Genomic DNA, 15341 nt, shown 5'->3' with positions numbered 1-15341 from the left:
ATCTGTCATAAGGTGGTGAATTACGATTTGCGGACGGAATCGTTCAGCAAAATTTAAAACACGTGAGGCGTACGAATGGCAGAGCAGGTTAAAAAACAAGGCCCACGATTTACTCGTGAATTACCAGCTGTACGTAAGCGTATGTTAGTCGAAGCTGCTACTCGTTGCCTTGCTCGCGGCGGGATTACCGCATTAACGACAGATAATATACGGAAGGAAGCAAAAGTATCTATTGGTCTCGTTTCACATCACTTCTCGGGCAAAGATGAAATTCTTTCTGAAGTGTACCAAGTTTCGCTTTATGATGATGTTCACCACCAGATAATAGAAGCCCAGAAAAGCCGTGCCGATGATTCCAGCAGTCCAGAGCAGCGGTTAAGCACACTCATTCAGGCACAATTTTCGGAGAAGCATTTTTCAAAGGATAACCTGCACATATGGTTAGCGCTTTGGGGTGAGATCGATAAGAATGAAGCACTGAAAACCCGACACAGAAAGCTTTGGCAGGCGTATCGCGAAGCACTTCAGTTGGATATAGCGGCACTCGCTGCACAACGTAATTACGAGCTTAACTCGCAACAGTTGGCCATAAATTTTATTGCGCTATTTGATGGGCTTTGGCTGGAGTGGTGCCTCGACCCAACAGCTGTCTCAAGAGAGGATGCTATCGAGGGGTGCTATTCTCTTCTCGAGGCTCAGCTTGGCCCCCTGAGCCGCCTTCATCCAACGCCCGGAAATGGCCGAGAGTAAGAAACTGGCTGACGAATAAAATCTTGATAAGTTACGCGACGCATTTAGCTGCTGATTACGCCTTTATGGGGCAATGTCGCCAAGATAAACCATAGCAACGTGATGTGGCGGATTAAATCTGAAAATCGTACGGACGGGTTCACATATGCGTTTGTGCGTTGATGTTCTCTCATTGAGAATGACCTAAATTGAACACTTAAAACATTTGTTTAAATAGTTGTTTTGAAATAAATAATTTATCTTTCTTCACATTTTGTATTGCATCATCTTATCGAGAAATAGAACGATAAATCTTATTGAAAGTATTTTCAATAAGCGTTACATCTCATTACAGACCCGTTAGAATGATGGGGGCGCACAAAAACAATTACCGGAGACGGATGGGGTGACTTGGTGCTTGTGCACCTAAATTGTGACACGCGACCCAATCCAAGTTCTATGAAACACCAACTGAACCCGGTGTTTTGTTACTAATGTTCGCTATCTGTCGGTGGAGGATGGAGAAAACTATGCAAATGGCCCCTAAATATAAGTCAAGATCGGGCTGGGATGCACTCTTGCCGCCAAGAGTAACAAAAACGGACCTTCCAACCTCCAGACGATATAGAAGCATTGTTGTGGGCGCCGGTTACACTGGCCTTGCCGCTGCGAGACGTTTGGCTGAATTATATCCCGATGAGCCGGTACTACTTCTGGAAGCTTCAACAATCGGGGAGGGGGCATCAGGTCGAAACTCGGGCTATTTGCTAATTAATCCGGGCGAACCAAGCGCCAACGCTGAAGAGTTTACAGCCGGCTGGGCCACAAGGCAGATGAACATTGTTCAGGCCGGTTTGGATGAACTGAAAACACACGTCAACCGTTATGCGATTGAATGCGATTGGGATGAAAACCCCTTGGCGATCACCGCCGCGGCGACCCGGCGTGTTGAGAAAAGTGCCAGAGCGACAGTAGCCACCTACCGCAAATGGGGTATGGATCCACGGGAATATTCTCAAGCTGAATTGTCTACTATCATCGGAAGTGACTACTATCGATATGGGCTCGGGTCACTGACCAAAGTTTTGGTTCAGCCAGCATCCCTGCATAGAGGGCTTGCGGATAATCTTCCGCTATCGGTGCATTTGGTTGAGAATATTGTTGTTCAGTCGGTATCGAAGAGTTCACCTTTTCACATTCAGACGAGCCGGGGTGATTTTGTTGCCGATCGTGTGTTTATCACAAACAACCTTCACGCACGCGAACTTGGGATTGTGCGCAATCGAATGATCGGTATTCTAACCTATGGTGCGTTTACGCCAGAACTTGATGACAATGAACTGGCACGTTTGGGTGAGCAAGCTAAATGGGGGATATTGCCCGCGCATCGAATGGGCACAACGATGCGGAAGACGAACCGCAGACTGCTTATTCGGAGCGGAGATTCTTATGAGCAAGAGCTTGCGCCAGAAAAAGCGCGGGCCATGTTGACAGCTTTATATCGAAACCGGTACCCGGATATGCAAAACCATGAATTTGAATTCGTATGGGGTGGATTTACTGCAGTTACACATAATGGCGGCTTCTATTTTGGTGAGGCCTATCGAGGGATGTTCGTATCGGTAGGGTGCGGTGGCGCAGGTGTGCTTCGTGGGACAAGTCAGGGCAAACTCCTTGCGGATCTTGCTGCAGGCGTTGGTTCACAGCTACTAACGGATCGATTGAATATGACTGGCCCCAACTGGATCCCACCAGAACCCCTCGCGAGGATCGGTGCGAAACTGCAAATTGCGTTTGAGCAATTCCAGGCCCGAAGAGAGCGTTGAAAGATGCATAAGTGACTTTACGCTGTGCGGAGAGGTATTACCAGTTTGTTTGAGCCTGGCGTTTCCGGTATCGATATCGCATGAAATCACCCAGGTCCATTTCCCGGGCGAAGGAGGTTCGTTTTCCGGTTTAATTATTGCCTACGTTGTCTGGACCTATCACCGATTTGCTTTAAGCACGGGCGATGTGGAAGATCTTATTGCTGAGCGTGGTGTGCTTGGCAGCCGGGAGACCGTTTGCGTATGGATTAATCGCTTCGGCCGCCATTTGGACGACTGTATCCGCAAGGGCCGACTACAGCCAAATGACAAAGCGCACATCGATGAGGTCGTCATCATGATCAGCGGAAAGAAGTTCTGGCTTTGGCGGACAATTGATGCAGACGGCGATGTTCTTGGTATTCTGGTTCAAAACTTGTCGTAACACTAAGGCTGCCAAACGGTTTTTCCCCAATTCGGTCGACCATGTGTGGTTGTGACGGATAAGCTGCACAGTTACATTAAGCCGATACAGAACCTTTCACCAGTTGCGGATCACCGGGCCCATAAAGGCCTGAATAACGCCATCGAAGTTTCGCATAGGCCAACACGAAAACGGGAAAAGATATTTGGGCGGTCCAAGGCAGCGCGACATGCACAAAGGTTCCTTGCTGCTCACGATCCGATTAACCTGATTTACCGTTCGCGTCGCCATAAACAAACAGCTCGTGCCCACCGCCATGCACGTAATGATGCATTTGCATTTTGACATAACTACACCGCTGAAATGACCGCTTGAGCAAAAGCTCAAAGCGTTCCTGCGGCCTGCCTCAAACAATTTGGCAATACCGTCTCACTACTGGAACCGGATAGCGAACTCTGCAACACAAGAATTGTAGACGTTTCGCATCGTTATCCAAAGATGTACGTGGTGCGGCCGCAATTTATTATCCCAATCATTATGCTTTTACGAAATGCGGCAATGAACTCATGGAAGTACAAGACTGAACTAGCGTTGGTGAAAGTACAAAACGTCGACATTACCAATTTCGAAAGCAAGCTTTACGATTTCAAATCAGTGTTCGGGAAAAACTGTCTTCGGGCCTCAGACGGTTTTGAAGAAGCAACGAAGCGTATTGATGAAGCGATCTGATGACCTGACTGTTAAGCGACTGACGCGTGATAATCCGACGATGGCTACGAAACTTGCTGAACTCCAGTCCCGTGTCACGGACGGTGCTTGAGAGAAGTGCCGGTTCTTGACCGGCTATCTAGGTCAGAGACTCGCGAACAAATATACCTAGGTTGCGCTTTAGGTTTTTTCTAAAGGACAGGTTTTGCAGATTGACAATGAAGGGATGAAATATCGTAAGCAGCAGATGCGGCGTTTACGTTGTACGACACCATCGTTATCAACGTATCGAACGGGTTCAAATAATGGGTTGAGCGAACCGTCCTCAAAGCGGCGTGTTGTAAGATAGTTTTGTCCGTCACGGACGCCCTGATGCTCTGGTCTCAGCAACGCAGCGCTGCGCTCAACCACATTTTCAAGTATGTTTCCAGCATTGCTCCAAAGCACCTTGCGTGGCAGCCCACTGACATCAGATAGAACTGAAATGACTTGTCTCAGATGATCGTCGACAAGAAATGAAAAGCGTTCTCTGGAGTTATTCGCCGCGTTTTGAATGCCCTTGAACGGCAAACCAAAGCGCATATTGCCGCCTTCGTCATCCAGAGCGATGCAGATATTTGAAAGATCGAGCCTTAGTTGCCAGTCAAATAAAATGGCAGCCGCAGCCGCTGGCAGAATAAGCCGGGAGAAATAGAGTTTAGACCATTGCGAAGCCACAGCGCGGGGCTCAGACTCTTCATAGCGTTTAGCGAAACTCTTCAGAATTTTGTCTAAGCGATCCTGATTAAAGATCTGAAGTGCGGGTTCAAAATCCGTTGTCGCTTCGCTGATCAGGAAGAAATTTTCAGCCAGTTCTTCGAGTGGCCCTGTAAAGTGATCTCCGAAAATTCTGATCATCGCCGCGCTACCGCCACGCAGAAAAATAAGCCGCCAATAAAGGTAGCGATCAACCCGGCCGGTATTTCCCATGGAAACGCGATATATCTGCCGATCCAGTCAGCGAGTACGAGAATTAACGCCCCGATCAGCGATGAACCGAGCAGAAATGGTATGGGTCGCTGATTTCCGGTTAGTCGAGCGAGATGAGGTGCCAGCAAACCGATGAAACTGACTGGCCCGACAATGAGAACGGAAGTCCCTGTCAGTAGCCCTGTCAAAAGAATGACGAGCAGGCGGGCCCGCCTTAAACTCAACCCGAGCGAGCGGGAAACTTGCTGCCCTAATGGTAAAATCGCCATCCATCGCTGGAGCAACAATGCAACGCAGAGGCCAGTGACACAGATTACTGTTGCGATTACAGCATCGGACATGCGAACGGAATAAAGCGACCCGGACATCCACCCCAGTAGCCGCGTTAGCCTCATATCGCCCAGAAAAATGACAATCGACATAAAGGAACCTGAAAGTGCGGTGACCGCAATACCAGTCATCAGCAGTCTTTCCGGCGCAAAGCCTGACCGTGCTGTCAAGCGTAATGAAACGGAGAGGAATAATATGCTTCCCAGCGCCGCAATCAAAATGCTCTGCGTTCGTCCAAGCGGAGGCAGAAAGAGAACAATTGGGATCATAAGAAGTGCGGCTCCGGATGATATGCCCAGCAATTCAGGGCTTGCCATAGGATTGCCGGTCATCCTTTGCATAAGACATCCCGCTATTGCGAGCATCGCTCCGGTTGCCGCGGCAGCCATTATACGCGGAGCCCGCCATTCAAAATAGCTTGTCCATTCGCCGGCGATAAGAATATGCCAGCCCCCCTCAGAACGCGTCATCACAAGGACAAAGAGCGTCAAAGCCATCAATGCAAACAGGAGCAAGAGGAGAAACAACGGCGTCTGGCGTTGATAGGAGGTTCCGTCAGTTAGCGAGGAGGTCTGCGTCCCCAGAGACCGGGCTTTTCGCAGGATAATAAGGAGAAGTGGCGCACCAAGAATAGCCGTTAGGCTTCCGGCCGGAACATCCAAAGCTGGCAGGAGAAACAGTAACAATTGATCGGTTGTCAGTAATAAGCCCCCCGCAATCAGCGGAGCTGCAATCAACTGGTCTTTCAATCGCCTTGCTCCGGCAAAGCGGGCTATTGCAGCGCCCCCAAGGCCGATAAAGGCAATGACGCCGCAGGTAGATATGACAATCGCAGCACCTGTTACGGCAGCGACCAGCGTCACAGTGCGCACGAGTACAGGTTTTGAGCCGAGACTGGTTGCCACGGTCTCGTTGACGCCCATTGCTGTCAGAGGTCGCAACAACATAAATGCGACTAAACTAAGCGCCAGAGTTGCAATAAGAAGCAACTGCGTTCCGTTCCAGTTGTTCTGAGATAGTGACCCTGATTGCCAGACGATGAGTTCACCCAGATCTTCAAAATGCGCAATCAACAGCATCGTAGTCACGGCTTCAAAACAGAGCGAAAGCACCATGCCGTAAAGCACGATTCTGAGCGGAGCGAATTGCTGGGTTTTCGTGAGGAATAAAATGACTGCCAGCGCAATGCCGCTGCCAACAAGAGAGGGAAGAATAAAGCCGGAAATCGCTGCCGCAGGGAACCAGAGAACAGTGACGGCAACAGCAACGCGTGATGCAGAAAAGATACCCAAAGTGCCGGGCTCGGCAAGCGGGTTGGAAAGTACTTGCTGCAAAAGCGTTGTACAGAGACCTAATAAAATTCCTGCCAGAATTGCTACGCTCACGCGTGGGAGATAGCTATAATAAACGACCATATCCGAAAGACTGGTTGTATCAGGCGCAAATATCGCTCCGGTACTGGCAGGCCATATATCGCTTCGGTGTAGGTTAAGCATAAAAAGAAACAGCCCCAGGCCAATCAGAGCAGCTCCAAGGGCAACGCTTATATTGCGGGGCTGATCTTTTTGGATCATCGCGGGCGTTGTGGCGTCAGACATTGGAAAGCCCTTCGCACATTTGCTCCGCCAGTCGCTCAGCGGAACGAACGCCGCCATTGGGATAAATGACCGGCATACGCACAATGCGGCCCGCTTGCACCGCCGGAAACGCGTTCCAGATAGGATTATGAGTGAGCCTGTCTAAAGCCGCGTCGGTTTCTGCACCTCTGTCAAAGTGGATAATGACTGCGTCAGAATTCTCTGCAAGGCGGTTAAGCGCAACAGATGTAACGCCCGATGCATTCACACGACCCTCGAATGCATTCCGCAACGAAAGGCGCTTTAACATGTCACCGATCAGGCCATTGCCACCGAACATCGCCACATTCCGCCCATCGCGATTGAACCGGCACACATAGACAGGGCGATCAAAACCCGAAAGCGCGCGCGACGCTGTTTCAATCCCACGTTCACAGTTGTTGATCATGGTGTCTGCAACAGCGAGGCGATCTGTTTGCATGGCGAGACGGCGGAGAAGTATCTGAACATGTTCAACCGCCGGCGTTTTGCCTGCGAAGACCGGATAGGCTGTTACCGGAGCAATTTTCCTAAGCACTTCAAGCGATGAGGCCTGCCAGTCCGCCATCAAAATATGATCGGGTTTAAGTGAGAGCATGTATTCAATATTAGGCTCATTTAACGGCCCAAGATCGGCAACGGTGATATCAAGCGCAGGGTCACCGACGAGGCGCTGATAAAGAGGCACATTGGCCGTCGCGATTGGCTGCAGACCAAGCGTTACGAGTAATTCAGTAAGCAGCAGATCCATGCTGACGATGCGTGACATAGACGGCATGCCGCCTGTTTGACCAGCTTGCCCGGTCGGGATCGTAAACGCCAAAGGAGCGGCAAGAGCCGCCCCCAGTAAGCCTCGACGCGTGATGCTTCTATTGGTTACCATTTATATCCAATGGTAGCGGTCACGGTAAGAGGTTCTCCATAGCGGCATCCATCCTGAGCAACACAGGTGTAATATTTTTTATCAAAAAGATTACGTGCGTTGATCGTCAGCGAAGTTCCCTCAAGCTCGTTCTTGAAAGCGCCCAGATCGAAACGAAGCATCGCATCGACCATCGTGTAGGCTGGAACGTCCTCTTCCATGTCTGGCAGGTTGGTCTTTCCGACATAACGAAGGCCTGCTCCGACATTGACGCCCTTAACACCGACCTTATCGAGATCGTAATCGGCCCAGATCGAGAAACTATGGCGTGGAACCAGCGCAACCTGTTCGCCGATTTCGTAAGGCTTGGCGCTTTGTCTGATCGTTGCATCGGTAAATGTATAGGCGGCAATCAGACCAAGATCGCCAACCTGTCCCCGCGCTTCCAGTTCAAGACCACGCGATTGGACTTTACCCTGCTGAAATGCGTCGCCAAATGCATTGTAGGTCACGACGTTCTTTTGCGTGAGATCGAACACTGCCGCGCTTAGCATCAGGTCAGTTCCATCGGGCTGATAACGAACACCAGCCTCGTATTGCAGTCCCTTGTTTGGCTCCAGCGCATCACCATTCACATCCGCACCAATCTGCGGATCAAACGACTGACTGACACTGACATAAGGTGCGATGCCATTGTCAAACACATAGACGAGGCCAGCGCGCCCGGTGAAGGCGCTGTTCTTCTGGTCTGTAACCTTGCCATTCTGATATGTTGTTGTTGTGCTTTCTGACCAGTCATGCCGGCCGCCAAGCAACAAGGTCCAATGCTCATCGAATTTGATCTGATCCTGCAGATAAAGTCCATATTGGTTGCCGATCGCTTTCTGACCACGATTAACCGCATAGCTCACGGCAGGGCTGCCGGTATATTGGCCCGTTTCAAGATCAAGTACGCTATAACCAGTGCCTCTGTAGCGGTTTGAATCGTAGGACCTGCGATAATAATCAAAACCACCGATAATCCTGTGTTCAATCGCACCTGTATTGAAAGCATATTCGAGTGAAGTATCCGAGGTGGCACCATAGGATGTTTCATAGCGTTCACTGGCAAGCCGTGTAAGCTTACCGTTACTCGATGGTGCCAGATTGCCAAACATGTAGTTCCACTCAACATCAGAGTGGAAATAGCGATTGTTGCTGCGCAGCTTCACGCCGTTTTCAAACTGGTGTTCGAACAATCCGCCAACCGTATACATATCGACATTATATTTATCGAAGCCTTCAATCCCCAAGAAGCGGTCATGCGGGATTGTCCCCTGGCTGACATCTTCATAGCGTAGCGGCGTAGCGAAACCCGTTTTGATACGCTGATAGCTTCCGAGCACAGTGAATGACGTTGCCTCATCCGGTTTCCAGGTAAGAGCTGGTGCGATGTAAAACTTATCATCAGGCGTATTATCAACCCAGTTGTCCGCGTCGCGGAAAAGTCCCGTCAGACGATAGGTCAGACTGCTATCACTGGTAACTGGGCCGCCAAAATCAGCAGAGACCTGCTTGCGGTTATAGCTGCCATATTCGACATTCACTTCGTGCAATGGTTTATCAGTCGGGCGTTTGGAAACGCCATTGACCACCCCGCCCGGCGACAGTTGACCATAGAGCACGGAAGACGCGCCGCGCAGAACTTCCACACGTTCCAGGCCATAAGGCTCCTGTCCACCGTCATAAACATTTGATTGCAGTTTCATACCATCGCGCAAAGTTCCGCTATTACCGGATGCAACATTGAAACCGCGAATAGTCAGATCATCCACCATGCGGCTGAATGAGCCTGATTGGGCGGATACACCCGGGGTGTAGCTCAGCGTCTGAGCGATCGACGTTGCTTTCTGATCACGTACCTGGTCGGCTGTAACTACAGTGACTGATTGTGGTGTTTCAATCAGCGGTGTGTCCATCTTTGTTGCAGATGAGGAACTGACTGCGAGATAACCATCAATGGGACCAAATGCACTTTGCCCCGCGCTTCCTTCAACCGTAATTGTATTAAGCAACACGGAGCCATCGGGTGCAACTCCGACCGCATTGGCAGATTGCTGCGCTGATATCGTAACGGTATTGCCACGCAGACTATATGTGAGACCAGAGCCGGAAAGAATGTGGTTCAGTGCTTCTGGACGTGTCAGCGAACCTTGCGCACCGCCAGAGTTTTTGCCACGTACAATGCTTGCATCAAAGAACAGTTGAACACCGGTTTGGTTGGAATATTGAACCAGCGCTTTGGACAATGGCTGTGCCGCAATATCAAATGATGTGCGCTGGACCTGACCATTTGGAGTGGTTTGCGCCCACACGCCGTCCGGCGCAAATACCGTAATGCCAACCAATGCGCTGGCCGCAAGCAAATGCAGAGAGAACCCTGTTCTAAGAAGAGCCTTAGAACTCTGGTGATGACGGCTCCGCATTCCGCTCCTAATATCAACGTGCATAGGCTGTTTTCCCGATGTCTGACGGCCTGCCAATGCAGGATTTTCCGATTGCTTCTCGGCTGCAACGCAGCCCCTTACAGAACCAGACACCTCAGACGCGCGAGCTAATGATCGGCATTGTAAAAAATTTGATTTTTTAATCCGGTGTTTATCGCCGCGTAATAATCGTGACCCAGCCGGCGCCGTTCAGAACTCGGATTGGCAAAGTATCGGCAATGGTTGTAAGCGCCGCTTCAGCGTCACGCGTATCGAAAATAGCCGTTACAGGCATGTTGCCGATTTCTGTGTCAGTGAGGAAGATACTGCCCCGACGATAGCGTTCAAGCTCTTTGAGTACCCGCTCAAGCGGAACATCTTCAAAGATCACCCTGTCGTTGCGCCATGCTTCCACCATCTGGAGATCGGCGGGCCGAGGAAGGGGTGCTTCCTCAGCCCCATATGTCATTTGCCAGCCCTCATTCAGCCGCAGCGGGTCAATCTGGCCGAAAGCTACTGAAACAGCATGCTCGAGAACAGACACAGTCACTGCTTGATCTGTCAGTTTGACGTCAAAAGCAGTTCCGAGCGCGGTTATAGTGCCGCCACCCGCACTGACCACAAAGGGACGCGAGTGGTCGGAGGCGACCTGAAAGAATGCCTGTCCTTCATGAAGCACGAGATTACGGCGATCATCCGCAAAATCGACCGACAAAGCGGAATAGCTGCCGAGTTCGACTGTGCTTCCATCGGCAAGTTTGAAACTTTGGCGTTCACCAACATCTGTTCGATAGGTCGCAAACAAGCCACGGCGCGACATGATAAAAGCACCGGGAAGGAGAACAAGTGCTGCGAGGCCGCCCAGCACAACGCCACGCCGATCAACGCGCCGTTTCGGATGGCGAAGGCGATCATACTCAGGTTTAACAGTATCAAAGCGTTGCCACAGTTTTTGTGCGCGCTCATAGGCCAATCGATGCGCGGGATCAGACGCGATCCAGACTGAAAACGCATGCCGATCATCAGCGTTGACGGTTTTATCCTGCAAAAGGACAAACCATTCCAGCGCTTTCATGTAAACCGGATCGGTTTCAAACTCCTTCATGCGCGTCCTGATGTTTCCGCTGATAACTATTCCGAAAGCTGTCTGTCGAGTTCAGCTAAGGCTGACACGATCTGGGTTATAACCGTATTTCGGGAAATGCCCATACGCTCGGCGACTTCATCGTAGCTCAAGCCTTCGATCCGGTTGAGAATAAAGGCTTCGCGCCTGCGGGGCGGAAGCTGCGCAATCGAGTGTAAAAGACGATGCAGTTCACTGCGGTAAAGCACAGTCATTTCGGGGGATGGACTGGTATCGGCGAGGCGCTCTGGCTCATCGACAGCAATCTCGACATCTGACCTACGACGGATATTGCGCAAATGATTAAGTGCCAGATTACGCGCTGTTCTCTTTACATAAGCTGGACCGGGCGCTTTCTCTGTATCTTCATATCTCGAGAGCAGGTTCAGGAACGCTTGTTGAACGACATCTTCGGCTGTGGCGGTGTTTCCGACAATACGGCGCACAAAAGCTCGCAGATTAATCTGCTCACTTTCATAGAGTTCTGTCAGATCCCACAAACGGGAAGTCATTCTTAAGCGCACTCCGGATAAGATACTTTGGGCATCTGCGAACAGACAGAACCCTGCTCACGCCTTAAAGGTTTAAAAAATGTCGCGCAATCGCAGTGATTTAGAAGAATTCCAGGCTGACAGATAAAATATGTCTAAATTACTCATCTTTGTCTTGTCAAAACAGGGGCTTCGACGGGTAAGATCGCTTCTTCGCTTGTTTGAAACTGAAAGACATCTCAAATCTTTATCCTAAAGATGTGCCTGAAATGTCACATTTACACTCGTTAGTATTACCGTGAATTCCTATTAAATCGAAGCAAAAAGACCGGGTCGAAATCGTCATCGATAAGTAATAATGACGAACAGATACCGACCGAGGTCTATGGCCACTGACTTTTTAGACGGCCATTCAGGGTCACACAGAATTTGATCTTCAGTGAAGTTGCATATTCGCGTTTAAGACAACGAAGCTCGGTTATTTGTAGTCTTGATCAGCACCAGGAATCTTGACTGATCATCAATGTTTTCACCCAGTTGAGTAACTAAACAATAGAGTTCAAAACCCGTGAAACGCCATATCGAGCGCGGATACGATCTCGTCATGTGAAACAGAAAGGTTTGTGACTGGGTTCTTTAATATGGACACCGGAATTGCGGACATAAACTGTGTAACCAACACATGCTCGTCTCCCTCAATCTCGAAGCTCGGATTGAGCCGTTTCGCCGGGATGGGCGCCATCTCTTTAATAATGAGGGGGACGACATACGTGTTTTCAGTTCATCTAGTAAATCAGCCTGTACGTCGAGCACATAGCCGCCACCCGGATTTGCGTAAACGTCATATCTCGCCATTAGAATTGACGATAGCGTTCAAGAGGTAAGCCATTTGCTTCGACGTAAGCATTAGAACTTTGTATCGCTGATCGATTATCTTCTTTCCAAAGTAATGACTTCGCAGCAGCGAGTGCCTGCGCAATTCCACTTTCGGCTGCACGTGAAATATTTATCTTATGTCGGCGCGCTTCGGAAAGAAGCTCACTATCGATTGAAAGATTGGTTGCGCGCTTGAATGTCCGGGCAGGTTCCGGTTGTGGCATAAGACGTGCTCCTTTGAGCTATAGGTATATGCGCATATTTATGTGTATGGTTACTGTCTCACATCGTATCAACCCGCACACGATATAGGAACAACCAACGGATTCGGTCGGGAGCGAGATACGCGAAACTCCGACTGGTTATCAAATAATGGGTTTGGTTTTGACTGGCTTTGTTTGTAAGAAGCTTAGCTCAGTCGACCTCTAAAATTTTCCATTAATGAATTTTACTTTTTATCATGTCGGCTATTTTCTCAGCGATCATGATGGTGGGCATGTTTGTGTTGGCACAAGGTATTGCAGGCATGAGGGACGCATCACAAACACGAAGTCCATCAATGCCGTGAACTTTGCCGCTCGCGTCGGTGACGGAAAGTGAATCATCTGCCGTGCCCATGCGGCATGTGCCTGAAGGATGCCATGTACCGCCAACATGCTGACGCACGAAACTGGTGAGTTCTGAATCATCTTCCAAGAGCGATTTAATACTCACACCGGATGTAATAGCAGTATGAATGAGTGCTGTTCGTAACGGCCCTGCCGCATCAAGCATGGCAGACAGAGTGCCACGTTGAAATGCATTCCATGTTCCGGGCGTGGCAACTTTTGCCACCCGAGGCGTATAGCTTGAGGGGAAAACCGTACCAGCAAACTTACGCATATTTTGATCAGATAAGACTGTGGCGCCTTTTCGGACAGCATCCTTCAAACGCGTCAGATCGCGTTCATCGCTCAACATACGGAAATCGACATCTGGTTCTGCGTATTCATCAGGTGATGAGAGCGAAACGGCTCCACGCGAATAGGATTTGTTGACCCAGAAGAACAGGCTGCCGATACGATTGCCGACCGAATGCCAGCCAGAGCGTGCAAGAATTGCAGCATGCATATCACCGGATGGCGCGCCGGGGAGGTCAGATGAGTAGCGCCAGATCGCTTGCTCATGATGTTCAAGTGCATCCCGGTTGCGTGCGGCTGGCGGCAAATAAGCTGCGACCGCGATGGAAGGATGCTCCATCAGATTTTGGCCAAGGCCTGCAAGCGCATGGATAACAGGAATTTCAAGACTTTTAAGGTGCTGACCGGGGCCGATACCAGAGCGCATCAACAGTGCTGGTGAATGTATTGCACCTGACGAAACGATGACTTCAAGCGCGTAGAGTTTAATATCGTCAGTGTTCTGAGTGTTGCTTCTGATAATAGCGCCGGTAGCTTTTTTACCGTCAAACGTGATCTTTACGGCTGTAAAGCCGGTCATGATTTTCAGGTTAGGGCGCTTGCGAACCTCATCGGTAAGATAGGCGACAGATGTGGGAAGCCGCTCCCCCTTATCACTGACGGCGATAGCCCCGCGATAGGTCCCATCGCGCCATTGGCCATTCTGATCCTCGCCAATTGGCCAGCCATTTTTATCTATTGTGTGCATCACCCCATCAACGAATGGCGATATGCTTTTATCATCGATACGACGGATTGAAATTGGTCCATCATGCCCATGCAGAGGCCCAGAAAAATCTCGATCTGCTTCAATTTTACGAAAATAGGGAAGACAGTTTTCCCAGTTCCACCCTTGCGCGCCGAGCGTCTCCCATTCGTCATAATCGGTGGGTGCACCGCGATTGGCCATCAACGCATTGATGGTTGAACCACCGCCGAGAATTTTTGCCTGTTCATAGCGGCGTGAGGCTCGCTTATCGCCATTATGACCAAAGCCACCCATACGGGCTTTTAGTTTCGTCCAGATATTGTTTGTGTCGAGATAGGCTCGGCCTGGATAACGGCTGCGAATGGCATCGGGCATGTCGGATGCGCTGATGTCGCGGCCTGCCTCAACAAGTATCACGCGTCGATTGGGGTCTTCCGACAGACGAGCCGCCAGAACGCAACCCGCAGATCCTCCGCCGAGTATGAGATGATCGGCAATCATGCTGTTGCATGCTCCTTACGCTGTCGACCGCTACTCAGGGCCGCGAGCATGACGACGATAAAGGACACGGCGGTCAGGAGAGAACTGATCGACGCAATGGTTGGATCAATTTCGTCACGAAGTGCTGTGAACATGCGCTTTGTCAGTGTCTGATATTGTCCACCGGAAATAAACAGCGATACTACCGTCTCATCAATTGCGGAAATGAATGCGAACAAAAGACCAGAGATAACGCTCGGTTTGATTTGTGGCAACGTGACCGCAAAGAAGGCCCGAAAACGGTTCATACCGAGGCTACGTGCAACCATCTCCTGTGTTGGATCGAATTTGCGCAAGCCGACCAAAACTGACGTGACTACATAAGGAAGGCCGAGCATCACATTGGCGAGGATGAGGCCTGAAAGTGTTGCCAGCAATCCGACCTTCGCAAATACAAAGAACACGCCGACAGCAGTGATAACGATGGGCACAACAAGCGGCAGTAACAAGACCACCTGCATGCTGCGGACAAGCCGGGAGGATGTCAGATTGAGCGCGTAAGCGGCGGCAGTGCCGATGATCGTGGAAAGAATCGCACTCGCTATTGCAACGATCAGGCTAACTTTGGTTGCCTGCATCCATGCACTGCTGGCCAGATAAGCTTCATACCAGCGGAATGACCAGCTTGGCGGAGGAAACGTCAAAAAGCGTGCGCCGGAAAAAGACATCGGTACGATGATGAGGATCGGAATGATCAGCCAGATCAGGATGAGCGATACGACAGTGATGAGGATTGCGCGGGAAACTGACATGATC

General features: G+C 50.2%; 13 protein-coding genes and 1 pseudogene. 4 read left to right on the top strand and 10 right to left on the bottom strand.

Translation table 11 applies throughout. The features are described 5' to 3' along the window. Positions 1 to 75 precede the first annotated feature (75 nt). The 4 genes and pseudogenes from J2782_RS15850 to J2782_RS15835 all read left to right on the top strand — a co-directional run bounded on the left by J2782_RS15850 (position 76) and on the right by J2782_RS15835 (position 3687). Entirely contained in the window at positions 76 to 750 is a 675-nt protein-coding gene (locus tag J2782_RS15850; protein WP_310014310.1) for a TetR family transcriptional regulator C-terminal domain-containing protein, read from the top strand. 509 nt (positions 751 to 1259) lie between these two features. After that, positions 1260 to 2555, top strand: coding sequence for an NAD(P)/FAD-dependent oxidoreductase (locus J2782_RS15845; protein WP_310014308.1), 1296 nt, complete (start codon positions 1260 to 1262; stop codon positions 2553 to 2555). An 80-nt stretch (positions 2556 to 2635) separates the two neighbouring features. Then, a pseudogene (locus J2782_RS15840) lies at positions 2636 to 3303 on the top strand (IS6 family transposase). Positions 3304 to 3393: 90 nt separating this feature from the next. Continuing rightward, entirely contained in the window at positions 3394 to 3687 is a 294-nt protein-coding gene (locus J2782_RS15835) for a DUF2130 domain-containing protein (RefSeq protein ID WP_310014416.1), read from the top strand. Positions 3688 to 3846: 159 nt separating this feature from the next. Here the strand turns inward: J2782_RS15835 and fhuF are convergent, their stop codons facing one another. From fhuF to J2782_RS15785, 10 genes are all read right to left on the bottom strand, one after another. Next, the gene (gene fhuF, locus J2782_RS15830) at positions 3847 to 4563 is read right to left on the bottom strand and encodes a siderophore-iron reductase FhuF (protein WP_310014307.1); all 717 of its coding nucleotides are present in this window, start codon (positions 4561 to 4563) and stop codon (positions 3847 to 3849) included. Further along, on the bottom strand, positions 4560 to 6563 hold the full coding sequence (fhuB, locus tag J2782_RS15825) for a Fe(3+)-hydroxamate ABC transporter permease FhuB (RefSeq protein ID WP_310014305.1): 2004 nt from the start codon (positions 6561 to 6563) through the stop codon (positions 4560 to 4562). Before fhuB ends, fhuF begins: the two co-directional genes overlap by 4 nt. Then, on the bottom strand, positions 6556 to 7464 hold the full coding sequence (locus J2782_RS15820; protein WP_310014303.1) for an ABC transporter substrate-binding protein: 909 nt from the start codon (positions 7462 to 7464) through the stop codon (positions 6556 to 6558). The genes fhuB and J2782_RS15820 overlap by 8 nt, the downstream gene beginning before the upstream one ends. Then, a complete protein-coding gene (locus J2782_RS15815; RefSeq protein WP_310014301.1) occupies positions 7458 to 9908 on the bottom strand; it encodes a TonB-dependent siderophore receptor in 2451 nt (816 codons plus the stop codon). Before J2782_RS15815 ends, J2782_RS15820 begins: the two co-directional genes overlap by 7 nt. A 172-nt stretch (positions 9909 to 10080) precedes the next feature. After that, a complete protein-coding gene (locus tag J2782_RS15810) occupies positions 10081 to 11013 on the bottom strand; it encodes a FecR family protein (RefSeq protein ID WP_310014299.1) in 933 nt (310 codons plus the stop codon). Positions 11014 to 11039: 26 nt separating this feature from the next. Beyond that, entirely contained in the window at positions 11040 to 11543 is a 504-nt protein-coding gene (locus J2782_RS15805) for an RNA polymerase sigma factor (RefSeq protein ID WP_310014298.1), read from the bottom strand. Between the two features lie 538 nt (positions 11544 to 12081). Continuing rightward, a complete protein-coding gene (locus J2782_RS15800; RefSeq protein WP_310014297.1) occupies positions 12082 to 12264 on the bottom strand; it encodes a CcdB family protein in 183 nt (60 codons plus the stop codon). A gap of 112 nt (positions 12265 to 12376) precedes the next feature. Next, positions 12377 to 12622 (bottom strand): type II toxin-antitoxin system CcdA family antitoxin, encoded by a 246-nt coding sequence (locus J2782_RS15795; protein ID WP_310014295.1) that lies wholly within the window; start codon positions 12620 to 12622, stop codon positions 12377 to 12379. A 214-nt stretch (positions 12623 to 12836) separates the two neighbouring features. Further along, positions 12837 to 14546: a GMC family oxidoreductase gene (locus J2782_RS15790; RefSeq protein WP_310014294.1), complete on the bottom strand. Its 1710-nt coding sequence runs from the start codon at positions 14544 to 14546 to the stop codon at positions 12837 to 12839. Further along, a complete protein-coding gene (locus J2782_RS15785; RefSeq protein ID WP_310014292.1) occupies positions 14543 to 15337 on the bottom strand; it encodes an ABC transporter permease in 795 nt (264 codons plus the stop codon). Before J2782_RS15785 ends, J2782_RS15790 begins: the two co-directional genes overlap by 4 nt. Positions 15338 to 15341: the final 4 nt, after the last annotated feature.

The sequence above is a fragment of the Brucella pseudogrignonensis genome, assembly GCF_031454375.1.
GTDB lineage: Bacteria > Pseudomonadota > Alphaproteobacteria > Rhizobiales > Rhizobiaceae > Brucella > Brucella pseudogrignonensis_A.
Note: the sequence above shows the minus strand (reverse complement) of the source record. Positions and strands in the feature narration are given on the sequence as shown.